The 22,648-nt window shown below is 38.7% G+C and carries 18 protein-coding genes and 1 rRNA gene; 7 read left to right on the plus strand and 12 right to left on the minus strand.

All coding sequences use genetic code 11. From position 1 onward, the window contains the following. Positions 1–878: 878 nt before the first annotated feature. From ACFTQ7_RS23675 to ACFTQ7_RS23695, 5 genes are all read left to right on the plus strand, one after another. Positions 879–1,976: an extracellular solute-binding protein gene (locus ACFTQ7_RS23675; protein ID WP_386831646.1), complete on the plus strand. Its 1,098-nt coding sequence runs from the start codon at positions 879–881 to the stop codon at positions 1,974–1,976. Between the two features lie 127 nt (positions 1,977–2,103). Next, on the plus strand, positions 2,104–3,174 hold the full coding sequence (locus ACFTQ7_RS23680; RefSeq protein WP_386831648.1) for an ABC transporter ATP-binding protein: 1,071 nt from the start codon (positions 2,104–2,106) through the stop codon (positions 3,172–3,174). Positions 3,175–3,186: 12 nt separating this feature from the next. Beyond that, on the plus strand, positions 3,187–4,908 hold the full coding sequence (locus ACFTQ7_RS23685) for an ABC transporter permease (RefSeq protein WP_386831650.1): 1,722 nt from the start codon (positions 3,187–3,189) through the stop codon (positions 4,906–4,908). A 27-nt stretch (positions 4,909–4,935) separates the two neighbouring features. Beyond that, on the plus strand, positions 4,936–6,450 hold the full coding sequence (gene argH, locus ACFTQ7_RS23690; protein ID WP_386831653.1) for an argininosuccinate lyase: 1,515 nt from the start codon (positions 4,936–4,938) through the stop codon (positions 6,448–6,450). Next, a complete protein-coding gene (locus ACFTQ7_RS23695) occupies positions 6,447–7,394 on the plus strand; it encodes an N-acetylglucosamine kinase (protein ID WP_386831655.1) in 948 nt (315 codons plus the stop codon). Before argH ends, ACFTQ7_RS23695 begins: the two co-directional genes overlap by 4 nt. A 321-nt stretch (positions 7,395–7,715) precedes the next feature. On the opposite strand, the gene ACFTQ7_RS23700 is transcribed toward ACFTQ7_RS23695, so the two are convergent. The 4 genes from ACFTQ7_RS23700 to ACFTQ7_RS23715 form a co-directional block, all read right to left on the minus strand. After that, a complete protein-coding gene (locus ACFTQ7_RS23700; RefSeq protein WP_386831657.1) occupies positions 7,716–9,014 on the minus strand; it encodes a transglutaminase domain-containing protein in 1,299 nt (432 codons plus the stop codon). Positions 9,015–9,123: 109 nt separating this feature from the next. Beyond that, complete coding sequence (locus ACFTQ7_RS23705; RefSeq protein WP_349661515.1) at positions 9,124–10,278, minus strand: transglutaminase domain-containing protein; 1,155 nt, start codon at positions 10,276–10,278, stop codon at positions 9,124–9,126. A gap of 247 nt (positions 10,279–10,525) precedes the next feature. Beyond that, positions 10,526–10,786, minus strand: coding sequence for a metal-sensitive transcriptional regulator (locus ACFTQ7_RS23710; protein ID WP_010857552.1), 261 nt, complete (start codon positions 10,784–10,786; stop codon positions 10,526–10,528). Between the two features lie 74 nt (positions 10,787–10,860). After that, positions 10,861–11,571: a glycosyltransferase family 2 protein gene (locus ACFTQ7_RS23715; protein ID WP_240518328.1), complete on the minus strand. Its 711-nt coding sequence runs from the start codon at positions 11,569–11,571 to the stop codon at positions 10,861–10,863. A gap of 154 nt (positions 11,572–11,725) precedes the next feature. Between ACFTQ7_RS23715 and ACFTQ7_RS23720 the strand changes: the two genes are divergently transcribed. Further along, the gene (locus tag ACFTQ7_RS23720; RefSeq protein ID WP_386831660.1) at positions 11,726–13,663 is read left to right on the plus strand and encodes a tetratricopeptide repeat protein; all 1,938 of its coding nucleotides are present in this window, start codon (positions 11,726–11,728) and stop codon (positions 13,661–13,663) included. Positions 13,664–13,977: 314 nt separating this feature from the next. Here the strand turns inward: ACFTQ7_RS23720 and ACFTQ7_RS23725 are convergent, their stop codons facing one another. The 7 genes from ACFTQ7_RS23725 to aceA all read right to left on the minus strand — a co-directional run bounded on the left by ACFTQ7_RS23725 (position 13,978) and on the right by aceA (position 21,518). Then, entirely contained in the window at positions 13,978–14,382 is a 405-nt protein-coding gene (locus tag ACFTQ7_RS23725; protein WP_386831662.1) for a hypothetical protein, read from the minus strand. A 76-nt stretch (positions 14,383–14,458) separates the two neighbouring features. Next, on the minus strand, positions 14,459–15,829 hold the full coding sequence (locus tag ACFTQ7_RS23730; RefSeq protein WP_386831675.1) for a sensor histidine kinase: 1,371 nt from the start codon (positions 15,827–15,829) through the stop codon (positions 14,459–14,461). Next, the gene (locus ACFTQ7_RS23735; RefSeq protein ID WP_386831664.1) at positions 15,829–16,500 is read right to left on the minus strand and encodes a response regulator transcription factor; all 672 of its coding nucleotides are present in this window, start codon (positions 16,498–16,500) and stop codon (positions 15,829–15,831) included. The genes ACFTQ7_RS23730 and ACFTQ7_RS23735 overlap by 1 nt, the downstream gene beginning before the upstream one ends. A 140-nt stretch (positions 16,501–16,640) precedes the next feature. Continuing rightward, a complete protein-coding gene (locus ACFTQ7_RS23740; RefSeq protein WP_386831666.1) occupies positions 16,641–17,738 on the minus strand; it encodes a DUF1648 domain-containing protein in 1,098 nt (365 codons plus the stop codon). Between the two features lie 3 nt (positions 17,739–17,741). After that, positions 17,742–18,137: a GntR family transcriptional regulator gene (locus tag ACFTQ7_RS23745; protein WP_386831668.1), complete on the minus strand. Its 396-nt coding sequence runs from the start codon at positions 18,135–18,137 to the stop codon at positions 17,742–17,744. 388 nt (positions 18,138–18,525) lie between these two features. Beyond that, positions 18,526–20,124 (minus strand): malate synthase A, encoded by a 1,599-nt coding sequence (gene aceB, locus ACFTQ7_RS23750; protein WP_386831670.1) that lies wholly within the window; start codon positions 20,122–20,124, stop codon positions 18,526–18,528. A gap of 110 nt (positions 20,125–20,234) precedes the next feature. Further along, on the minus strand, positions 20,235–21,518 hold the full coding sequence (gene aceA / locus ACFTQ7_RS23755; protein ID WP_349661523.1) for an isocitrate lyase: 1,284 nt from the start codon (positions 21,516–21,518) through the stop codon (positions 20,235–20,237). A gap of 214 nt (positions 21,519–21,732) precedes the next feature. Between aceA and ACFTQ7_RS23760 the strand changes: the two genes are divergently transcribed. Next, positions 21,733–22,404: a LytTR family DNA-binding domain-containing protein gene (locus ACFTQ7_RS23760; RefSeq protein WP_386831673.1), complete on the plus strand. Its 672-nt coding sequence runs from the start codon at positions 21,733–21,735 to the stop codon at positions 22,402–22,404. Positions 22,405–22,556: 152 nt separating this feature from the next. Here the strand turns inward: ACFTQ7_RS23760 and rrf are convergent. Next, positions 22,557–22,648, minus strand: a 5S ribosomal RNA gene (gene rrf, locus ACFTQ7_RS23765); the annotation flags it as partial.

Genomic DNA, 22,648 nt, shown 5'->3' on the forward strand with positions numbered 1-22,648 from the left:
ATGTTGGTGTGGTAACTACATTCTACACGAGGTCGTTATGGGCTTCCTTTATATTGACTTCTGGGTGTTGCACTTAATATTACAATCCGTCATTTAGAAAAGAATTCTTCTGTTCTATAATTCCATTATTTAAAGGGAACCCCCTATGATCTCTATCAACATAAACATTAGACGGGCTTTATATATACCAATTAGTCATCTGTCTTTTTTGACAAATAAAAATAATGATAATAATACAAAATAAATTAAACTTAAATGAAAACTCAACAATTAGCAATATATTGAACAAAATAATGAATATTTATTATTTTGTTTTCAGTTGAAGAAACAATTGTGCAGCGAAATTAAGAAGTTATGCAAACTATAAAAATTAAGAATTTATCCGAAAGTTCACCTATTAATTATGTCTATAAATAATTTATCCCTCAATATTAGATTTTATAGATGTCCTTGCCTTAAAGCATAGCATTCATTTCAAAATCATCAAAATCAACTTTCGTTCACTTTTGTACATATTTTGATAATCTATTCTGAAAAGCTTTAATTCTCGTTACTTTAAAGGGTTTTCAACTTTAGATCAATGATACCTCGGTATATAATTGCATCCGGAATCGGCTTTGTGCCTAGACCTGCGTGAGGGCCGACACGATGTCGGTCATTTCGGTAATGCCACAAGACGTGGCATTCTTAGACTGAGTTCCTCTATTTCAGAGGGTGTTTGGGCACCCGCTGAATGAAGTTAAGAACCATTGCTATCTAGTATTTTCTTAGCTATGATGAATCTAACTATAATTTTTTAATTATTCTAACATTAATGCAAGACCTACGGATTATACTGTTAGTATGTAAGTTTTTCACTATTAGAGAGGGGGAAGATTATGCAGAAAACACGTATCTTCGGTTTATTACTTGTGCTGATGCTTGTTGTCTTAGCTGCTTGTAGTAGTGATAAGACTGCTACAAAAGATGCAACAACTAGCAAAACGTCCGATTCTGAAAAGACCGATGTGGCAGCTACGCCATCTGGAAAGCTTGTGATCTATACGGGGCGCGATGAAGAGATGGTGCAAAAGGTAATCGATCAGTTTAATGAAAAGTACCCGGACATTGAAGTGGAATTTTTGACGATGGGCGCGCAGCAAATTTTAGAGCGCCTACGTGGTGAAAAAGCTAATCCTCAAGCTGATTTTTGGTGGGGCGGTACGCAATCTGCACTAACTGTCGGCGCCGATGAAGGTTTACTTCAGGCTTGGAAGCCTAGCTTTAACGACTCCATTGATGCGGCTTATAAAGATGCAGATGGTCGCTGGTTTGGTGAAATGTTACTACCCGAAGTTATTATGATTAACAATGATGTACTAAAGAAAGAAACGGGCCCACAAGATTGGGATGAATTATTAGATCCAAAGTGGAAGGATAAAATTTTAATTCGTGGTGTGTTAGCATCTGGGACGATGCGTACTATTTACTCATCTATGATTTTACGTCAAGGCGCAGATTCACCTGAGAAGGGCTACGATTGGTTATTAAAATTAGATGCTAACACGAAGGAATATACACAAGATCCAAATGCACTTTATTTAAAGATGACACGACAAGAAGGCAGCGTTTCTTTATGGAATTTGCAAGATATTTTATTAAAGAAATATACGACTGATTATCCGTTCGATTACATTTATCCGAAGAGTGGTGCACCGATTTTAGTTGATGGTGTTGGTGTTGTGAACAATGCGAAAAACTTAGAGAATGCAAAGCTCTTCACAGAATTCATATTTGAAAAAGGATTGGTGACTCAACTAGCCAACGATTACTATCAAATCCCTACTCGCTCAGATATCGATAAAGCGGCAATGCCTGAGTGGTTTAAAGAATTAGATTTAAAAACGTTTGATATCGATTGGAAGCTCATGACTGAGAAAGAAGCTGAATGGATGGAGCATTGGGATAACAATATTAAAGGCCGAGGAAAAAAGTGACCGATTAACTTGCCTATGGTTCTGAAATCTAAAACATCTACGAATATTGTTCATGTTTATAAGCCTCGAGTATATTTTGCTCGAGGCTTCATGCAACTAATTTTCTAACGAGAAAGGAGCATTTCAGTTGAAAAGTGTGAAAATAGAAAATGTCTCTAAGAAATTCGGTCACATTCACGGCGTAAAAGATTTAGATCTTCATATTAAATCTGGTGAATTTTTTACCTTCCTCGGTCCAAGTGGTTGTGGGAAAACGACAACACTAAGGATGATAGCCGGATTTTATTACCCAACGGAAGGAAAAATTCTTTTTGATGATTTTGATGTGACAAGGCTTCAACCTAATAAACGGAATATTGGTATGGTGTTTCAAAATTATGCCCTCTTTCCACATATGACGGTAGACGAAAATATCGCCTTTGGATTACAAGTACGGAAATTTTCAAAGGCAGAGATTAAGCAAAAAGTTGACCGTATTAGAGGGCTTGTCCATTTATCGCAATATGGTAATCGGAAAATTAATGAATTATCTGGTGGGCAGCAGCAACGAGTTGCATTAGCAAGGGCGCTTGTCATAGAGCCTGATATTTTATTATTAGACGAGCCCTTGTCGAATTTAGATGCTAAACTACGCGAAGAAACCCGCGTAGAAATAAAACGTATTCAATCCGAGCTCGGTGTTACAACCATCTATGTTACGCATGATCAAATGGAAGCTATGTCTATGTCAGATCGGATAATGGTCATGGAGAATGGGCACGTCAGACAAATCGGTACACCACAAGAAATTTATAATCGACCTTCAAACCGCTTCGTAGCAGATTTTATTGGTGAGACGAACTTAATTGAGGCGACAATCGATGCTATTAACGGTAACGATATACAAGTAAAAACAGCGAGTGGACTTGTTCTCACTGGGCGAAAGCAACAAAGCTCCCCCGCTTTAACGCATATGATTGGAGACAAAGTGTTTATTTCTATTCGTCCTGAATCTATTCATGAAGGTACTGGTGAAAACACATTAACGGGTAAAATCACTTTTGTTGAATTTACAGGAATTAGTGTGAACTATATTGTAGAATGTCTAGATTTTTCACTAAAAGTAATGATTATTAATATGAATGGTCAATTCAAAAAAATTGGTGAAGAAATTACTCTAACTATAGCCCAAGATTCACTGTATTTTTTAGGAGAATAGGAGGGTACTAACATGGAAAAAACACACGACAGTTCTTCTGAAGGAAATGCATGGACACGTCTAACTAGCTCGAACTGGTTTGTCTATATTTTAGTGGCACCTTTATTTTTAGTGTTGTTTGCCTATGTGGTATACCCGTTCTATCAAACGTTTAAAGAGAGCTTTTCAGGTGATGATGCACTCTCTAATTATAAAAATTTCTTTAATATAACTAGCCCAGCAAATATAGAGGCATTGTGGACTAGTATATATATATCCGCTATCAGTGTTATTTGTTGTGCGATCGTCGGTGTAACTATGGCATTTCTTCTGGAACGCTATAATTTCCCAGGTAGACGGATACTCTCTGTTTTAGTATTGGTACCTATGGCTCTTCCTCCGTTAGTAGGTGTACTGTCCTTTACTTTTTTGTATGGAGACAGTGGTATTTTCCCACGTGCGTTTCAACACCTATTTGGTTTAGAGCAAGTACCCTTCTCATTAAAAGGCATATGGGGGGTTATCGTAGTACATACATTCACTATGTACACTTACTTCTATTTAACCGCCTCAGCAGCTATAAAAGGTCTTGATCCAGCTTTAGAAGAAGCCGCTACTAGTTTAGGTGCCGGGCGTATTCGGGTATGGACAAAGGTTATTTTGCCCATGTTAACACCCTCGATTGTTGCCTCCTCCTTACTCGTCTTTATGATATCTATGGCATCCTACACTGCACCTTTAATGTTCGGTGTCGAACGTACAATGACCATGCAAATCTATTTATCTCGTACGAATGGGAATTTAGATATGGCAGCGACACAATCTATGATTTTATCCTTTGTATCCATTACCTTTTTAATTGTGATGCGCTGGTATCAAAACCGTCGAAATTATCAAAACCTCAGTAAAGGTATTAGTGTTCACCGTTCTGAAGTGTCTTCAAGAGGCATGAAAATTATGGCGACTATTGCATCTTTCATAGGAACATTAATTTTAATTTTGCCGATTTTAGTGCTTATTTTAATTTCATTTTCCGTTGATGGTGCATGGAAAACGCAAATTCTCCCAACAGACTATACATTAGATCATTATCAAGCACTTTTTACAGATGAACGGACGTGGCGACCGATTTGGAACTCCATTCAAATGGGGATTGTTGCAACATTCGGTAACATACTTTTCGGTGTTGCAGCAGCCTATGCAATGGTTCGCTTAAACTTTAAAGGTAAAACATTACTTGATATTTTAATTATGGTTCCTTGGGCATTGCCAGGAACGGTTGTAGCTGTCAATTTGATTGCAGCCTTTAGTACAGAAAATATATTCGCCTTTAATCAAGTTCTTGTCGGGACGTTCTGGATCTTGCCGTTAGCTTATTTTATTAGGCATTTACCTCTTGTTTTCCGATCGACATCGGCATCACTTGTTCAATTAGATCAATCTATCGAAGAAGCGTCACGGAGTTTAGGTGCAACATGGTGGTATTCATTTAGACGTATTGTACTTCCCCTTACATTTACGGGCATTTTGGCAGGTACGTTACTAGCACTTGTTCAAAGCTTTGGCGAATTCGTAGCGTCCATTCTTATTTACAGTACGTCGACCATCCCATTATCAGTGGCGATCTTCCAAAAACTATATTCGTTTAAATTTGGAACTGCTTGTGCATATGGCGTCTTACAAATTTGTTTAATTTTAATTGTGCTTATTATTTCTGAGAAGTTATCTAAAGGCAGTGCTGGTTCGGCCATATAACTGCTAATCTAATAGGAGGCAATTCATATGTTTGAAGATTTTCGCAACAAAACACAGCAAGAAGATGGGATGATCTTCCCTTCTAATATTTATCGTAAAATTGTCTTACAGCCAGCTTACGATGAAGCCAAGAAAAACTTTTTAACAATTATTCTACAAATCAATATTGCACACTTAAAAATGTTAGAAGAACAGGGACTAGTAAAAAAAGAAGAAGCTAAAGAAATCGGAATCGCTCTAAAGAAACTAGATTTGAACTATTATCGTATAGAGGATTACAGCCCACTATATGAGGATTTGTTTTTCCGCATCGAAAATAAATTAATAGAGCTAGCTGGCGATGTTGCTGGAAATCTTCACATTGGGAGAAGTCGTAATGATATGGGCATTGCCATCTATCGAATGACTTTAAGAAAAAAATGGTTATTGCTTATGCGAGAATTATTGACATTACGGGATGATTTAATCGCTGCTGCTGAGGAGCACGTTGACACGATTATGATTGGTTATACACATACGCAGCAGGCACAGCCAACAACTTTTGCTCATTATTTGAAGGCTGTCATCGATCAACTTGAACGCGATTTTGAACGTTTACAGCATGTCTACAAAACGGTGAATCGCAGTAGTATGGGAGCAGCAGCATTAACGACAACTGGCTTCAATATTAATCGAGAGCGCATGCGTGAGTTATTGGCCTTCGATGATATTATCGAGAATGCGTGGGATGCTGTTGCTGGTGCGGATTATATCGCAGAGGCAGCGAGTATCGTTCAGCTTGCGGCACTTAATCTTGGCCGTACATCCCAGGATTTTCTACTATGGGCTACACAGGAATTCAATGCATTTACGTTGGCGAGCCCGTACGTACAAGTTAGCTCGATCATGCCACAAAAACGCAATCCTGTTTCAATAGAGCATACACGTTCATTGTTATCAGCGGTTGTCGGTGACGCTAGTACAGTATTACAGATGGTACATAATACACCTTTTGGAGATATTGTAGACACAGAAGATGATATGCAACCATATTTATGGCGCGCCATCGACCGTTTAATAGGTATTTACGAACTATTTGGTTCGCTTGTTGTGACGATGGATGTGAACAAGAAAAAACTAAGAAATCGAGCTGAAAATAGCTTTGCCAATGTAACAGAGCTTGCCGATACGTTAGTGCGTTCTGAAGGGATTTCCTTCCGCCAAGCACATAGTATTGTTAGTAAATGTATTAAGGTCTTGCTCTCTCATGGCGAGGAATCTCTAGCAAGCCTTACGTGGGGGCTAGCAAACACACAATCCAAATTGATTACTGGTAAGCCATTAAAAATCTCTGAAGAAGATTTTTATAACACATTAAAACCAGAAACTTTCGTTGCTGTACGTACATTACTTGGGGGTCCAGCGCCCGTAACGATGAAAGAATCTCTTGAGCGCTCCAAGGCAAATTCTCATAACCTTAATGAGTGGGTCCGTTTGAAGGAGGCTAAAATCATTGAGGCAGAGAAACAATTAACAGTCTTTATCGAGGGATGGAATCAATGATGGGATGGCTACTTATTATTGACGGTGGTGCTACAAAAACGGCATGTGCGCTCGTACATGCCGAGTCTGGTGAAATAATCTATACAACATCAACAAGTGGCTCGAATTATCAAGCAATCGGTGCTGAAACTGCTACAGAAATAGTGCAAGCGTTATTAGCAACTGTGCAGGACTTTTTGCAAAAGCAAGCTGACTCCACTATTGCTGTAGCTACCTTTGCAATGGCTGGGGTTGATTCTCCCAAAGATCATGAAATCGTATCAGCAATCATTCATAACGCCTTATCAGCATTACAGCTAAAAATAGATACGCTTATTATAGAAAATGATGCGCAAGCCACTTTACTTGGCGTTACTGCTGGACAGGCAGGCGCGTTACTCATCGCTGGAACAGGAGCTATCGCTTACGCATTTACCGGTACACAAATAGTACGTGCAGGTGGCTGGGGACATCGTGCTGGAGATGAAGGCAGTGGCTATTGGCTAGGGCAAGAAGTAATACGCGCTATTTTCCGCATGGAAGACGGGCGCGGTGAGCCGACTCTATTAAAAAGTGCTGTCTATAATCACTTACGGATCCAAGATGTTACAGAGCTAGCTACATGGCTGTTTCACCCATCTTACACGAACGCGCAGCTTGCAAAAATGGGGGCATTTTTAGCAGATGCCGTGGACAAAAAGGATCCATGCGCCATCCAAATATCAATGCGCGCAGCCCATGAACTAGCGCTCCTTGCATGTGCTGTGTTGAAAAAAATCGACTATCAAGGCGACGCTTTTAGCCTTTATTGTAATGGTGGTGCCATTAAGCATAATCCATTAATTTTTAAAACTTTTTCTCAGGAAATGAAATCGATGTATCCGCAAATTGAAGTTTCTCTGTGTCAGCATCCACCAATCCATTATCTTATAGAACGAACAAAAAAGGCCTATGACAGTTTATAATGTCATAGGCCATTCATGTTGTTGAAAACTATTATGTTCAATGAAATCAAAGTGTCTAAAATATATGAGTGACATACCCGATGATACACTCTATGTGTAGTGGTTGATTGGAGTGGAGACTGGGCGACTCCTCGGGGATTAGCGTCACAGATGAGACCCTGGAGCGAGCAACGCGAGTGAAGCGGCTCATCGGACGCCCCCAGGAAAGCGCCCAGTCGGAACGGAAATCAACCTCTCGTTTTGAAGAAGAGTCATTCTTTATTTAACCTCAAAGTTATAGGCTCTTTATTTTTGGCAAATTAATCGTTTTCGTTGATCAAGTTAAAGCGCCATTTTTTTCAGTTCATTTGTCGTGAAATATAAATAGTTGTCCTTCACAAATAAATCCTTCGTTTCTTCCCTATTTAATATTTGTTCTCCGCTTCCATCCGGACGAATCTTCGTTAAATACGCTCCTTGTGAATAATTACTAAAATATAGCCAACCATCCGCATAAACAACGTACTGTGCGCGTGAATTGGAAACGCGTTTCGATTTACCTGTTTCTAAATCAAGCACGTACAATTTATTATTATCAGAAACATTACTATAAAATATTTGTTGCCCTACTTTTGCAGCGAAATCTACATTGTGAAAGTAGTTATACTTTGTACTAGTTGCTTTCGGGTAGTCTTCAGCAATCCACGTATGGTCTTTTGCCATCGTTCGATCATCCACTAAAAAATACTGATAACGCACTGCCCCTTTACGATCAGGTACTGGATCATTCCATGTAGTATCGAGATGGTACCATTGTCCATTCAGCTTTACTAAATTCCAAGCATGTCCTTCCTGTCCGACATAGCCTACTATATATTTTGTTTCTATACCTAGCTTTTGTAACATCGAATGAGCCAGCAATGCATAGCCCTGACAAACGCCACCATGTTCCGCAAGCACTGTGTAAGCACTATGTGGACTTGAATTCGTTTGATCCGTATACGCGGTATTGGCAACGATATAATCATTGACAGCCCTAACCTTTTCTACATCACTTAATGATTGTTTATCAATAGAAGCTACGACCTCTTGAACATTCATTTCAACATATCCGGACTGCTCTGATGTCATTAAATAACTTTGCTCCCCAAATACTTTGGCTGTTCTTCCTCCATATTCAAAACGAATTGAGTGTTTACTAATATGGCCGTATACATAATCATCTCGTTTAATAGCATTTTCATAAGCTTCTTCCACTACCTGTTCAATTCGTTGTGTATTGCCTTTATATTGAATCTCAAACGTAGGTGAAAAACTACTGTAGTACGCATACATCGCATCAGCCATTTCCTTTGCATTTGTTACAACTAACTTTGCTTCAGGTTTTTTGACTGAAGGAGCTGTAACGGCTACTCCTTCTTCTGGTTTGTCTTCTATAGGTGGTGTGGCCGTTTCAATGGAGGTATTCTCTGAAAGTTTAGCAGTAACGTCTATGATTTTTTCCTTTGTTGAAAGAAGCATCGTTTCTATCTCATCATTATTGGCCCAAGTTATTACTTGTTGTACAACTGCCTTACCAGCCGTATAAATGGGGTCAATAAAAATAATGATTATTACGATCATGGCTAACTTTTTCCACAAAATCCTCACCTCCAACCGGTTTCCTGTATTCATTATATACAAAAAAAGCACAAAGAACTCAGTTGGAGGCCCTTTTGTGCTTTCATTTTATCAATAGATAAGGATATTCTTATTTAATTTTAAGTTTCTGTTCATTTCCCTTAACATTATAAACTAAAAAATTATCATTAATTCTTAAATCTGTAACTGCTTGTTTCACAAGCACTTCAGTTTTTAATGTTTTTAGATTTAATTTCGTTAAGTAACCGCTGTTACTGTAATCACTGAAATATAAAAAGTCATCTGCTCCAGTAATATACAAGGCACGTTTATCAATGACCTTTGTTTTCTTACCACTTGCTAGATCAAGCTTATACAATTTATCTTTATCGGCTGTATTACTAAAGTATAGCGTATTTTTATCCTGATATGCAAAATGAACATTTAGCATATAGTTATATTTTGTACTTGTTGCAGCTGGATAATTTGATGCTATCCATTTATGATCTTTCTTTAGTTGTGCATCTGTTACTAAAAAATAATCGTACGAAGAAGCCCCGAAACGATTTGGTAATGGATCATTCCATGTTGTATCTAAATGATACCACTGACCATCAACCTTTACTAAATTCCATGCATGTGCCACGTTACCATTAACAGTACCAACAACATACTTTGCATCGAATCCAGCTTGATCCAACATTTTATAAGCTGCTAACGCATAACCCTGACACACAGCTTGTCCTTCCATTAACAATGCATAAGCACTATGGGGACTAGCCTTTGTTTTTGTACCATATGTAGCATTTGACACGATATAATCATTAATCGCTTTTACTTTTTCGAACTCTGTCATCGAAGGCTTAATAATCGCTTTTAATAATTGATCAACCTTTTTTTGCACCGCCGCTTCTTGCGTTTGGTTTGTCAAATACTTCACTTTAAACGTTACATTGCCTGTTGAGTCTGCAGAAATATTGGTACTTTCCATATGACCACCCGCATAGACCGCTTGCTCCTGTGCTTTTTTAAAGGACTCCATAAAATTCTTTTTGAAATCTGTCATTGGTCCACTATATGTAATGTTAATTTCGGGAGCGAAATTATTTAATTGCTTTACGATTTCTGTTGTGAATTGATCCCAAGTCGTTACGTTAGTACTAGCTACTACATGATAAGCACTCACCGGGGAAGTATTTACTGAACGAGCGTCTGCCTGTTGAGCATAAGCTGCTGTTGGACTTAACATCAGCAATGCTGCTCCGCCTATCAACCATTTTTTCACAATAAATCACCTTCCCATTTGTTATATTCTTGTAATTAGAATAACAGAGGAAGTGACTACGAATCTATCGGACAAGTTCACTAACTGTGACTTTTAACTGCATAACCAATAAACATCACATAGGTATAAACTCCCTTTAATAAACAATAAGTATCGAATTAAACTATATTTTTGTACAAAAATAAAAACTCACCTGTTTTTAGTGAGTTTTCTAAGCCATTTTCTATCGAGTTGGCTTCTCTTTATGTTAACGACTTTTTACTACTAAATTAACTGCCTCTTGAATAACTTCATTCATTTTCTCGCCATCGCCTTCAGCATTTTGTACACATTCTAAAAGATTCGTGCTAACAATGACACCAACTGTGCGATCTACTGCTGAACGTACAGCCGATAATTGAGTAATGACTGCCTTACAGTCCTTTTCTTCTTCCATCATTTTTAAGATCCCACGTAGCTGGCCTTCCATGCGCTTTACACGATTTTTCACTTGATCTGAATATTCCATCATCATTGCTCCTTCTTTCTATACTCGCTACGCTCTTGAGTAATTATTATCCTATTACAAAATTTAACATGTAGCTATTTTTCCCTTGGTTTTAAATAATTCATAAGCATGGTAGCAATAATTGACCCTGCATTTGTTATTTCATCATACTGTATCACTGTATTTTTCTTTATTCGTAACTGACCTATCTCCACCTCAAAAATTGGACACTTTCTTTTAAGCGCAGCGACTAGCATATTTGTGTCGTAGTCATATCGTTCACCTTTTACTTTCATCAGCCACGGTAGTTCCTTTATAGAAATAAACCGCAAGCCTGTTTGGGTATCCACTAATCTTCTATGGTAAAGGATTTCAAAAAACAAACTTGTTGCACGATTACCCCAGTAGGATAAAAGGTTACTGTCCGCCGAATGGAAGTTACGTACTCCTAACACAATTCCTTCAGAAAATACCTTTGTCATCGTTAAAACGAGCTTTACATCTTGTAAAGTATGTTGCCCATGAGCACCTACTGTAATGACACCTTGAAACATGCTTCTTTGCGACCTTACATAGGCAAAGGCTGTTTTTAGTGCGCCTCCCTTACCAATATTGTGGTCATGCTCTAGTACTCGACAGCAATCAATCTTTTTTAACTCTTCAAATACATATGCATATTTTTGATCGCTACCATCATTGACAATAATAATTTGGCTAATGGTGGTGGCTAATAATTGATGGACATAGGTTATAAGTGACTGTTGTGGATTATAGGCTGGTATAATTGCTGCAATATTTTTCATCATCTCTATCCCCCGGATAACACGAAACTTTGACAGATGTACTTTTTTAATCGCTACTTCAAACCTCGACGAGTCTCCTTATAAAACATAGTATCATGTAACGAGGACAATTCAACAATAACGGTATTTTCCCGATATATGAAAAAAGAGGACTTTTATGAAAGAGGTGAGTGCTATCGTCATTCAATATGATATTCTCCAAGATCAATGTAAGAAACTAAAAGCTTTGTCCTTCATTAAATTGGCTAAAAATTTACAGGATGCTAGCTCTCTCGCCACGTCAAAGCCAGCTCTATCTTTACAAAAATCACTCCTTGTACTGGAGGAAATTCTATATGAGCTTTATAAACTAGAAATGGATTCAGAACCAAAGCTAAAAAACATTCGGTCATTACTCAATAATCGTAGCTTTGTTGCAAAAATCCATCCACGTCGCATTTATTTACTAATGAATCTTGTAAACAAAATGACTTCTAGTAATAGTAGTGAAATTGTGGAAGCAAAGGTCGCAAAGATTGTTCTTGATTATATAAGTGATATTGTAGAATGGTTTATTAAACGTTATGACCTTAGCGTAAAGGCAAAGATGATTCGCTTAGCCCCTAGTTTTGAAAATATAACTTCAGTTTTTGATGTAAATATGCTTCTTCAAGATAATCAATCAACTGAGGCCTATAAAAGTGCCGCAAACTGGTTTGAGCTTGCGGCAAAACAAGGGAATGCAAGCGCTCAATATAATTTAGGTGCTCTTTATAATCAAGGTCGTGGTGTTAAGAAAGATTATGCAGTTGCAAAAATGTGGTATGAACGTGCCGCTGCTCAAAATGATGCAAATGCACTTTATAGCTTAGGCGTGCTTTATCATTTAGGACATGGTGTTGTACAGGACTATGAAGAAGCTACTCGCTATTATAAAGCTGCTGCGGATTTAGAAAACGCAGATGCACAGTACAATCTAGGGGTTTTATACAATCAGGGACTTGGTACGCCACAAAACTTTGCAGAGGCAGCAAAATGGTACATGCTAGCAGCCAATCAAGGGAATACAAGTGCTCAAAATAACCTTGGATTCCTTTATCACAACGGAACCGGCGTCGAGCAAAGCTATGAGGAAGCTATAGTCTATTTTGAAATGGCCGCATTAGCTGGTGATGCAAGTTCTCAGTATAATCTTGGCTATATGTACCTTAAAGGTCGTGGTATCTCACAAAATTTTGAAGAAGCTGCGCAATGGTTCCATTTAGCTGCACTTCAAGACCATACTAATGCGGAATTTCAATTGGCAATGCTATATAACACTGGCCAAGGTATTCCTCAGGATCGTATAGAGGCTATAAAATGGTTTAAGCTCGCTGCACATAAAGGACACTTAAACGCTCAATACTGCCTCGGTGTACTCTATGTCAAAGAAAACGATATATCTTTAGCTGAAAAATGGTTACAGTTAGCCACTAACACTGGACATATAAGTGCAGGATTTGAGCTTGGACGTATTTACGTATACCAACTTCAGCAACCAGAAAAAGCGCTCCCTTACTTCAAAGCTGCCGCTGAAAAGGGGTATGCGGATGCTCAGTACGAGCTCGGATTATTATATGAAGCTAACTTGAATTATGATGAAGCAGTGAAATGGTGGAGAGCCGCTACTGATCAGTCCCATATTCAGGCTGAATATCAATTAGGGTTATTATATGAGCATGGATTGGGGATCGAGCAGGACTTAGAAGAGGCACGGCGCTGCTATCGACTAGCTGCCAGCCAAGGGCATTCAGGTGCTCAATATCAGCTCGGTAATTTATTTGATAAGGGAAAAGGTGTAGCACAGGATTATACAGAGGCAGCAAAATGGATTGAACAAGCTGCCGCTCAGGGGCATGCCAAAGCACAATATCAATTAGCTCAAATGCACAGTCATGGACAAGGGGTACCAAAGGATTTTGCGAAAGCAGCCCAGCTGTATCGACTTGCTGCCAATCAAGGGCATCAAAAAGCACAATTCCAGCTCGGTATGCTTTACAAAAAAGGACATGGTGTCGCACAAGACTATACCGAGGCAACAAAATGGCTTAAGAAGTCTCTTGAAAATATGAAATAAAGACTCATCAATAAATTGTAGGGTTGATTCCTTCTAGGTTACTCTTTTTCTTATGGGCGAACGTCAAGCCGCCTTTTTCGCTTCGCACAGATACATTATTACATGCTATGTGATGTGGTTGATTGGAGTGGAAACTGGGCGACTCCTTGGGGAATAGCGATAGAGGAACGAAGGCGAAAGCAAAGCGGCAGCTACAAAGCGCCCAGTCGGAACGGAGATCACCCCCTCGCTTTGCAGAAGAACCATACATTATTTAAAGGCTTCAATAGCATAAAATACCGTGCCACCTCATAAAGACAGTGACACGGTATTTTTTAGCTTTTCATTTCTTCTTTTAGACTCACCATAAATGTTACAACGATAAATAAAGCAAAGCTAATTAATAGCGTTGTCCCACCTATGATAAAGAAAATCAATGTAAATGTACTGCTAAAATGAAATGGATTTATATTGTAGAACCACATGCCTAGTGTTAAACCAAAAACTCCGAGAATAGCCGTCCAACCATGTGCTGTTACTAATTTTTGCGATTTCACTTTAAAAGCTCGATAGAAAATGCCCCATGCAAACATACTTAACCAACCTACGAGCAAAATATGTGCATGTATCGGTCTATATTCATAACTACCTGAGGCAGAAATATGTGAGCCTAGATACGTTCCCAATAAGCCAAAAATCGCAGCAAGACGAATAAGGCGTATACTCCATTTTAGTTCCATACAATAACTCCCCCTAAGTTTTTTCAACTTAGTCAGCAGTTTATCTCGTGAACATGAACTTTACATGAACTCCTCATTACAATTTTGGTAAGTGAACACGGACCTTTGTGCCGGAATTCATAACACTTTCCATATGAACCGTTCCCCCATGTAGCTCAGCAATTTGCTTCACGATGGCTAGTCCAAGCCCAGTACCTTGCTTTGTTCTGGACTCATCTACTCGATAAAAACGATCAAATGCCTTTTGTAATTGTTCAGCAGTCAATCCTATGCCACTGTCCTCAATAAGTACTTCAATTGAGGATGAGAATTCTTGCAAGTGAATATGAATTTCTCCACCTTCGACATTATATTTAATAGCGTTCGTCAATAAATTATCCCAAACATTTTGCAATAGCCCAGCATCACCATTACATGTTACTGGTTCAAGCTGATACGATAATTGTACATTTGCGTCTTCAAGCTGCCAGCGGTATTTTCTTACGGTTTCCTTTAATTGCTCATCTAATCGATAAGGCTCACGCTTTAACAACCTTGTAGATTGATCGAGTGACGTTAGTAAAAGTAATTGCTTAGTTAATGTCGACAGACGCTTCGTTTCTAGTTCAATAATCGTTGTATATTCCTGCATTTCCTTGTCGGTAAGTGATGGATTCTTTAGTAAATCTACATAGCCTTGAATATTCAACAACGGCGACTGAAAATCATGGGACACATTACTAATAAACTCTTTACGTATTCGATCATTTTCCTGTAATTTTTCTGTCATGACATTAAAACTATCTGCTAATTGTCCAATCTCATCAGCTCGCTCTATATCTAGTAGCGTATCGAATTTCTCATGTGCAAGCTGATGTGTTGCCTCGGTAAGTTGTGTAATAGGTCGAATTAGTGCCTTAGCAAAAAGTAGCATTGCCAACAGACTAAGTACTGTCATCGCTAGAATAAGTCCACCAAGTATCGTATGAACCTCAGAAAACAACAAGCGAATATCAGGTCTAATGAACAATGCATACTGCTTATTTTCATAAGTAAATGGCACACCTATCGTATTTATTAACTCATTCGCAAAAAAGCCTGTCACAAAAGTCTCTTTAGGAAAATCACGCATACCATGATAAATTCCCCCATTTAAAACCTGCTCGACTGTTTTGGGCGGTAGTGATTTATCGCGATACTTACCGCCGAAAAAATGTCCTTCGTCACCGGTTGTTACATAAATCTGATAACCTATTTCCCCAAGAGTTGTTAAATAATTTTCTAAATCGCTAGGCTTTGACGACTCAATGTATTTCGCAATATCTTGCGCAATCTTCACGTTTTTCGCATCGTTTTTTTCCTTTACAACTTGATGATAATAAATATTTGTCGCTAAAAAGCCGATACACAAGCTGCCGATCATAACGAGCATCGTCGTGACAACAAATTTACTATATAACGTTTTCATCATGCAATAACCTCTAGCTTATAGCCAACACCACGCACCGTCGTAATCTCAACACCTGTTTCATAACGATGCAGCCGCTCACGAATCCGCTTCACATGCGTATTTAAAGTCTGCTCATCTCCATCATAGTCATAGCCCCACACTTGCTCCATAATAAAACTACGTGTAAACACCTGATTCGGTCGGGAAGCTAATAAAGCCAATAGTTCAAACTCCTTTAAAGGCAGAACAAGTGTATCTTCCCCAATGACCACCTCAAAGCTACGACGATCAATAACTAGCCGGCCCACCTGGATGGTTATCTGATTTTTCTTATCTAATCTACGCAATATCGCTGCTATGCGAAACAGCAATTCTTTAGGTTCAAACGGCTTTACAACATAGTCATCTGAGCCTGCCAAAAAACCTCGTTCCTTGTCCTCAAGCTCGCCTTTTGCTGTTAATAACAGTACAGGAATATCGTAGTCCTGGCTCAATTTCTTAGTTAATGTAAAACCATCCATACCCGGCATCATGACATCTACAACAGCCAAATCAGGCAAGTTTCCCTCAAGTAGTTGAAGTGCCTGTTGTCCATTTTCCGCTTGTATCACCTGATAGCCCTCTTTTGTCAGATAAATATTTACTAGCTGTAAAATATGTACATCATCATCTACAACGAGAATTTTCATTCAAGCTTCCCCCCATCCGACTTGTTTCCGGTACACTACTTTAACAAAAAATCCGCTCCAGTCCGTGTGGACGATCTACAAATGCAATGATCGCTGTCTCGCGGGAGTGTAGCGAATTTTTAACTTCTTTCGCATTTATATTATAACGAAAAGAAAGAAATCAACAGCAATATAAGTAACGGCAAGCCAATTACGATATAGCCTCGTGGATTTGCAAAGTTCATCGTCCAACCGACCCCAAAACGTTTCTCTACAAAAACGGAAGGATCTTGACGATTCACATAAATTAATCCACCCTTCCAATAGCGATCCTCATCAACATCCATTACTTCTGCAACTACATTATCTTCATATGTCACCCTCAACTTGCATTTTTTCCACGCGTAAATAAGGACAGAGCCAAAAACAAGGCATAAAAATAAAATAAATATCGGTAATAGCCTATTTCCTGAAGTCATTGAAGGATAGATATTGCTTAACTGTAATACTGTAAATAATATAGTAAGGGCATAGCTTAACAACATAATGTTCCAGCTCATATACTTTCGGCTTTTCAACTGATCTTCCAATGATTCTTCCTTACGATTAACGGCCAACTTGATTGCAGAACGCTTTATGGAATCTACAATTCCCCACATCATACATTGCATCATCAGCATAACAAGCGGCATTGAAACCGCAATAAAATATGTTTTCTTTCTCCAAGAATCCGCTTCACCACTTGGTCCCCAGTGTACAGCAATGTCATCTGGTATTTGGTCATAATGGAGGAATGTAAAGATAATGAGAAACACCGTAACACCAAAAGGGACTACGTAAAATGGCCATGGAAGCATTTCATCACGACTACGTGCCGTTACATCAACAGTACGAACTTGTTTTATATTTAAGCCCCATTGCTCTTCTCTTTTAAGCTTTAAAACTCTTTGGTGGTATTTCCAATATAATGTCATACTAACTGTAAGCATCGCAAACAAGCATCCAATCAGAAAGCTACCTTGCATAAACTCAGATAGTGCAAGGTAATAATAGCTAACAATCATCATTATTAAAAACATGACGCCAGAAATTCCAACAATTTGAGCGTAATGCTTTTTCATATTACGTAATGCAGGATGTTTTACATTTTGTTCGGGTACTGTAACGCCAAAAACGATTGTTTCTCGTACTATAAACGGAATGAATAATTGTAGAGCTAGTGTAATGATGTAGACGGTTGAAAAAACGCCAAGTAGCATGTGCTACACCCCTTCTGCAGGTATTTGCAAATCAAAAAATACCTTTTTCATCATGTGCTCGATTTGATCAGAAGTTGCCCCGAGCACCATTCCTTCAACCACAATTGGCTTTAAGCTTTTTTCAATTTGCTGTAATTGTTCAGGAGTTAACACTCGCTCCTCTGTTGAACGAATAATAGCACCTGATTTAGCTCTAATTGTAATGATCCCCTTCTCCTCTAACTCATGATAGCTTTTATTAACCGTGTGCATATTGACACCCAGATCAGCCGCTAAATTACGTACAGATGGCAAAGTATCTCCTGGTTTCATTTCCCCTCGTGCAATACCTTCCATAATTTGTTGCGTTACCTGTTGATAAATTGGTACATCAGATTGTGGCTCTATTTGAATAAACATTACTATCATCTCCAAAATTGTTATATAGCTAATATAACAAAATAATTATTCTTTGTGCATAAAAATGAGACCAATTGAACAATCAAAAAAAGAGATGTCTCATGATTAATTCGAGACATCCCCTTACAATGTTTAGAAGGTAAAAAAATGTCTTACAAGCTCCCCATCTAAGCTCGTAAGACATCCTTTACCCTTTTAAATCCCTTTATTCATGACCCCTTTTTTGTAACCGTGTTCAATTTTCAGTAAGGAACGGGGGAACAGACCCCGCTCGTTACATAAGTGGAATACAGTGGACTCCATTCGAGTTTAGTCCACAACAATTTAGGAAAGTTGGATATGTTCATTTAGTAGATTCGTATCTCAAATCAATTATGCTGAAAGCAAGTTAAGCTAATTTTTCGTAACCTGGAAGCGTCAAGAATTCCGCAAATTCGTCTTGTTCAATTAAAGATTTAAACAGCTCAGCAGCTTCTTCATAGCGGCCACTGTTATAGACTTGTTCCCCAACAGCCTCTTTAATTTTCACAAGCTCTTCCTCCAAGATTTCTAATACAAAGGCCAATGTAATACCGCGGCCATCATCCAAGATACCTTTTGGATGACGAATCCATTGCCATACTTGTGTACGAGAGATTTCTGCAGTTGCAGCATCCTCCATTAAATTGTTAATCGGTGCAGCTCCGTTGCCTCGTAGCCAAGAAGCAATGTACTGAACCCCAACGCTACAGTTAATACGAAGACCTTCAAGTGTAATTGTACCTTCTGGAACAGCTACTAAATCTTCCGCTGTAACATTTACATCCTCACGTTTTTTATCGATTTGGTTTGGTGTCGTCATAATGGCATCAAACTGTTCCATGGCCGTTGCAACCATACCCGGATGTGCTACCCATGTTCCATCATGGCCATCTGTTGCCTCACGACGTTTATCTTCGGCAACCTTTGCAAACGCTACAGCATTCGCATCGTCATCCCCTTTAACAGGAATTTGTGCTGCCATACCGCCCATCGCAGGAGCATTACGTTTATGACATGTTTGAATACATAAAGACGTATATGCCTTCATGAATGGTACAGTCATTGTTACTTGTCCACGGTCCGGTAAAATTACATCAGGTTGATTACGCAAACGCTTGATATAGCTGAAAATGTAATCCCAGCGTCCACAATTCAGACCAGCTGAATGTTCTCGCAGTTCATATAAAATTTCATCCATTTCAAATGCAGCTAAAATTGTTTCGATTAATACAGTAGCCTTAATTGTCCCTTGTGGAATTCCGATATAATCTTGTGCAAACACAAAGATATCATTCCATAAGCGAGCCTCCAAATGGCTTTCAAGCTTTGGCAAGTAGAAATATGGTCCTGTACCTTGTGCCAATGCATTTTTAGCATTATGGAATAAATACAGCCCAAAATCAAAGAAGCTACCAGAGATCGGTTCGCCATCTACTAGTACATGCTTTTCAAGTAAATGAAGACCACGTGGACGCACTAATAACACAGCTGTATTTTCGTTTAATTTATACGTTTTACCATTAGATGCCTGTGTAAATTCAATTGTCTTATTAATAGCATCACGCATATTTGCTTGGCCGCCAATCATGTTTTCCCATGTCGGAGCAGATGCATCCTCAAAGCAAGCCATAAACATTTTTGCACCGGAGTTTAAAGCATTAATAACCATTTTACGGTCAACAGGTCCTGTAATTTCTACACGACGGTCTTGCAAATCTGCTGGAAGTGGTGCAATTGTCCAATCTCCCTCACGGAAATGCTTTGTCTCTGGCAAGAAGTCGAGTTTCTCACCTGCATCAAGACGCTTTTGGCGTTCTTGACGAGCCTCTAACAGCTCTTTTCGACGAGCATCAAATTTTTCGTGCAGGGCAAGAACAAACTCAAGGGCTTCTGGTGTTAAAATTTCTTTTGTTTGCTCATTTTGTTCCCCAACAATTTTAAGCTTACCTGTTGTTGCTTGTTCCATCAGTTATTTCCCCCACCTTTGCGATTTTCAGTAGTCTTCCCCCGCTTTAGGAGGAGCAGGGGAGACTAATCTATGATTATGAATTTAGGACTACACGTACTTTATGAAACTTATACGAATTGTTCTGTTTCAGTAGAGCCAGCCATCGCTGTTGTAGAAGAAGTACCACCAGAGATAACTTGAGATACGTCATCAAAGTAACCAGTACCTACTTCACGTTGGTGGCGAGTAGCTGTGTAGCCTTTTGATTCTGATGCAAACTCAGCTTGTTGTAGCTTAGAGTATGCAGCCATACCATTATCTTTATAATCATGCGCAAGCTCAAACATAGAGTGGTTTAATGCGTGGAAACCAGCTAATGTTACGAATTGGAATTTGTATCCCAATTTACCTAACTCGCGTTGATATTCTGCGATTTCTTCTTCTGATAGATTTGCTTTCCAGTTGAATGAAGGTGAGCAGTTGTATGCTAGCAATTTACCAGGGAATTCAGCATGAATAGCTGCCGCAAATTCACGGGCTTCCTCAAGAGATGGTTTAGAAGTTTCACACCAAATTAAATCTGCATATGGCGCGTAAGCTAACCCACGAGCAATCGCTTGTTTGATGCCTGGTTTTGTACGGAAGAAGCCTTCTGGAGTACGTTCACCAGTAATAAACTCAGCATCACGTGGATCAATATCAGATGTTACCATATCAGCAGCATCAGCATCTGTACGAGCGATTAAGATTGTATCAACACCCATTACGTCTGTTGCAAGACGAGCAGCAATTAAGTTACGAACAGCATTTTGTGTTGGAAGTAAAACTTTACCGCCTAAGTGACCACATTTTTTCTCAGAAGCTAATTGGTCTTCTAAGTGAACACCAGCAGCTCCAGCTTCAATCATACCTTTTACAAGCTCAAATACGTTTAGTGGACCGCCGAAGCCAGCCTCAGCATCTGCCACGATTGGAGCGAACCAATCAAATTGATCTACACGTCCTTCAGCATGATCGATTTGATCTGCACGTTGTAAAGCTTGGTTAATACGCTTTACTACTGCTGGTACAGAGTTTGCTGGATATAAGGATTGGTCAGGGTACATTTGACCAGAAAGGTTAGCATCAGCAGCAACTTGCCAGCCTGATAAATAGATTGCTTTTAATCCTGCTTTCACTTGTTGTACAGCTTGATTACCAGTTAATGCACCTAATGCATTAATGAACGGTTCTTCTTGTAAAGAGTTCCAAAGTCGAGCCGCACCTTTAGTTGCTAAAGTTTGTTCAAGTACAACAGAGCCCTGTAACTTAACAACCTCTTCAGCTGAATATGCACGTTCAATACCTGCCCAACGAGGGTTCTCTGCCCATTGTTTTTCTAATGCTTGAATTTTTTCTTGACGTGTTGACATATTGAAATTCCACCTTCCCCTTTGTAGACAATATACTCTGTTAAAAAACTTTTAATCTGCTGTTCCATAACAGGTTTATTTGTTGTAAATTAATATATAACAGAACTTCTGAATTTTCATTATTTTTAGATGAAATACCAAATTTTAAAGATGAAACCGCTTTTTTTGGCGATGAAATTTGGTAAACTGTTTACAAACAAGGGGGATATTCACAATGATTAATGAGTTTAATTCTTTGCCAAAAGATATTTCACAACAGTTTATTTCAATGCTAAAGGACTGGGTTCCAGTCAATTCATCCATTGCAATTGCCGCTGAAAACTCTTATATTTATTTTCATTCTGGACATCAAAACATTAACTTAGAAGTTGGCCAACAAGTACAATCCGGTAGCATTGCAGAACAAGTACTATCCACAAGGAAACGAACAGACTCCGTTTTAGATAATTCCTTATTCGAAACACCATATTATGGGATAGGTTACCCTATTAGCATTTTAGATGTGCCTGCAGCACTTATTCTAGTATTACCTTCAACCTTTACCGAAAAGAAATTAGAGCCCTTTCAATTTTTAACAGGAAAGCAAGAAGAGGAATGGAATCCTATTGCCATTGAAAAAATCTCTCATATTGAAAGCCTGCAGAAAAAAACGTGGTTTTATGTGGATGGAGAACAATTTAAAACTAGTATTACACTGAAAGAACTTCAAATGCGTCTACCGTCATCTTTTATTCGCATTCATAGATCTTATATCGTTAATATTCACTTCATAAAAAAAATGGCTCGTGATCTTACTTCCAATTTTATTGTCACTCTAAAGGATGGAAGTGAACTACCCGTTAGCCAATCTTATTTAAATAATCTTCGTAACGCTCTTGAATTTTAGATTTTACCTTGGCGTAATTGTTGTTGTTACTGTCGCTTCGCTTTCGCACAGAAAACATTGCTGACTGAAGCTAAAAGGCTGTCCTATACATTTGTTGTATAAGACAGCCTAAAAATAAAAAAGCCTGAGAAAAAATTCTCAGACTTTAGATTGCCTAGCGACGTCCTACTCTCACAGGGGGAAGCCCCCAACTACCATCGGCGCTAAAGAGCTTAACTTCCGTGTTCGGTATGGGAACGGGTGT

The sequence above is a fragment of the Lysinibacillus sp. NPDC056959 genome, from assembly GCF_042674095.1.
Taxonomy (GTDB): Bacteria; Bacillota; Bacilli; order Bacillales_A; family Planococcaceae; genus Lysinibacillus; species Lysinibacillus zambalensis.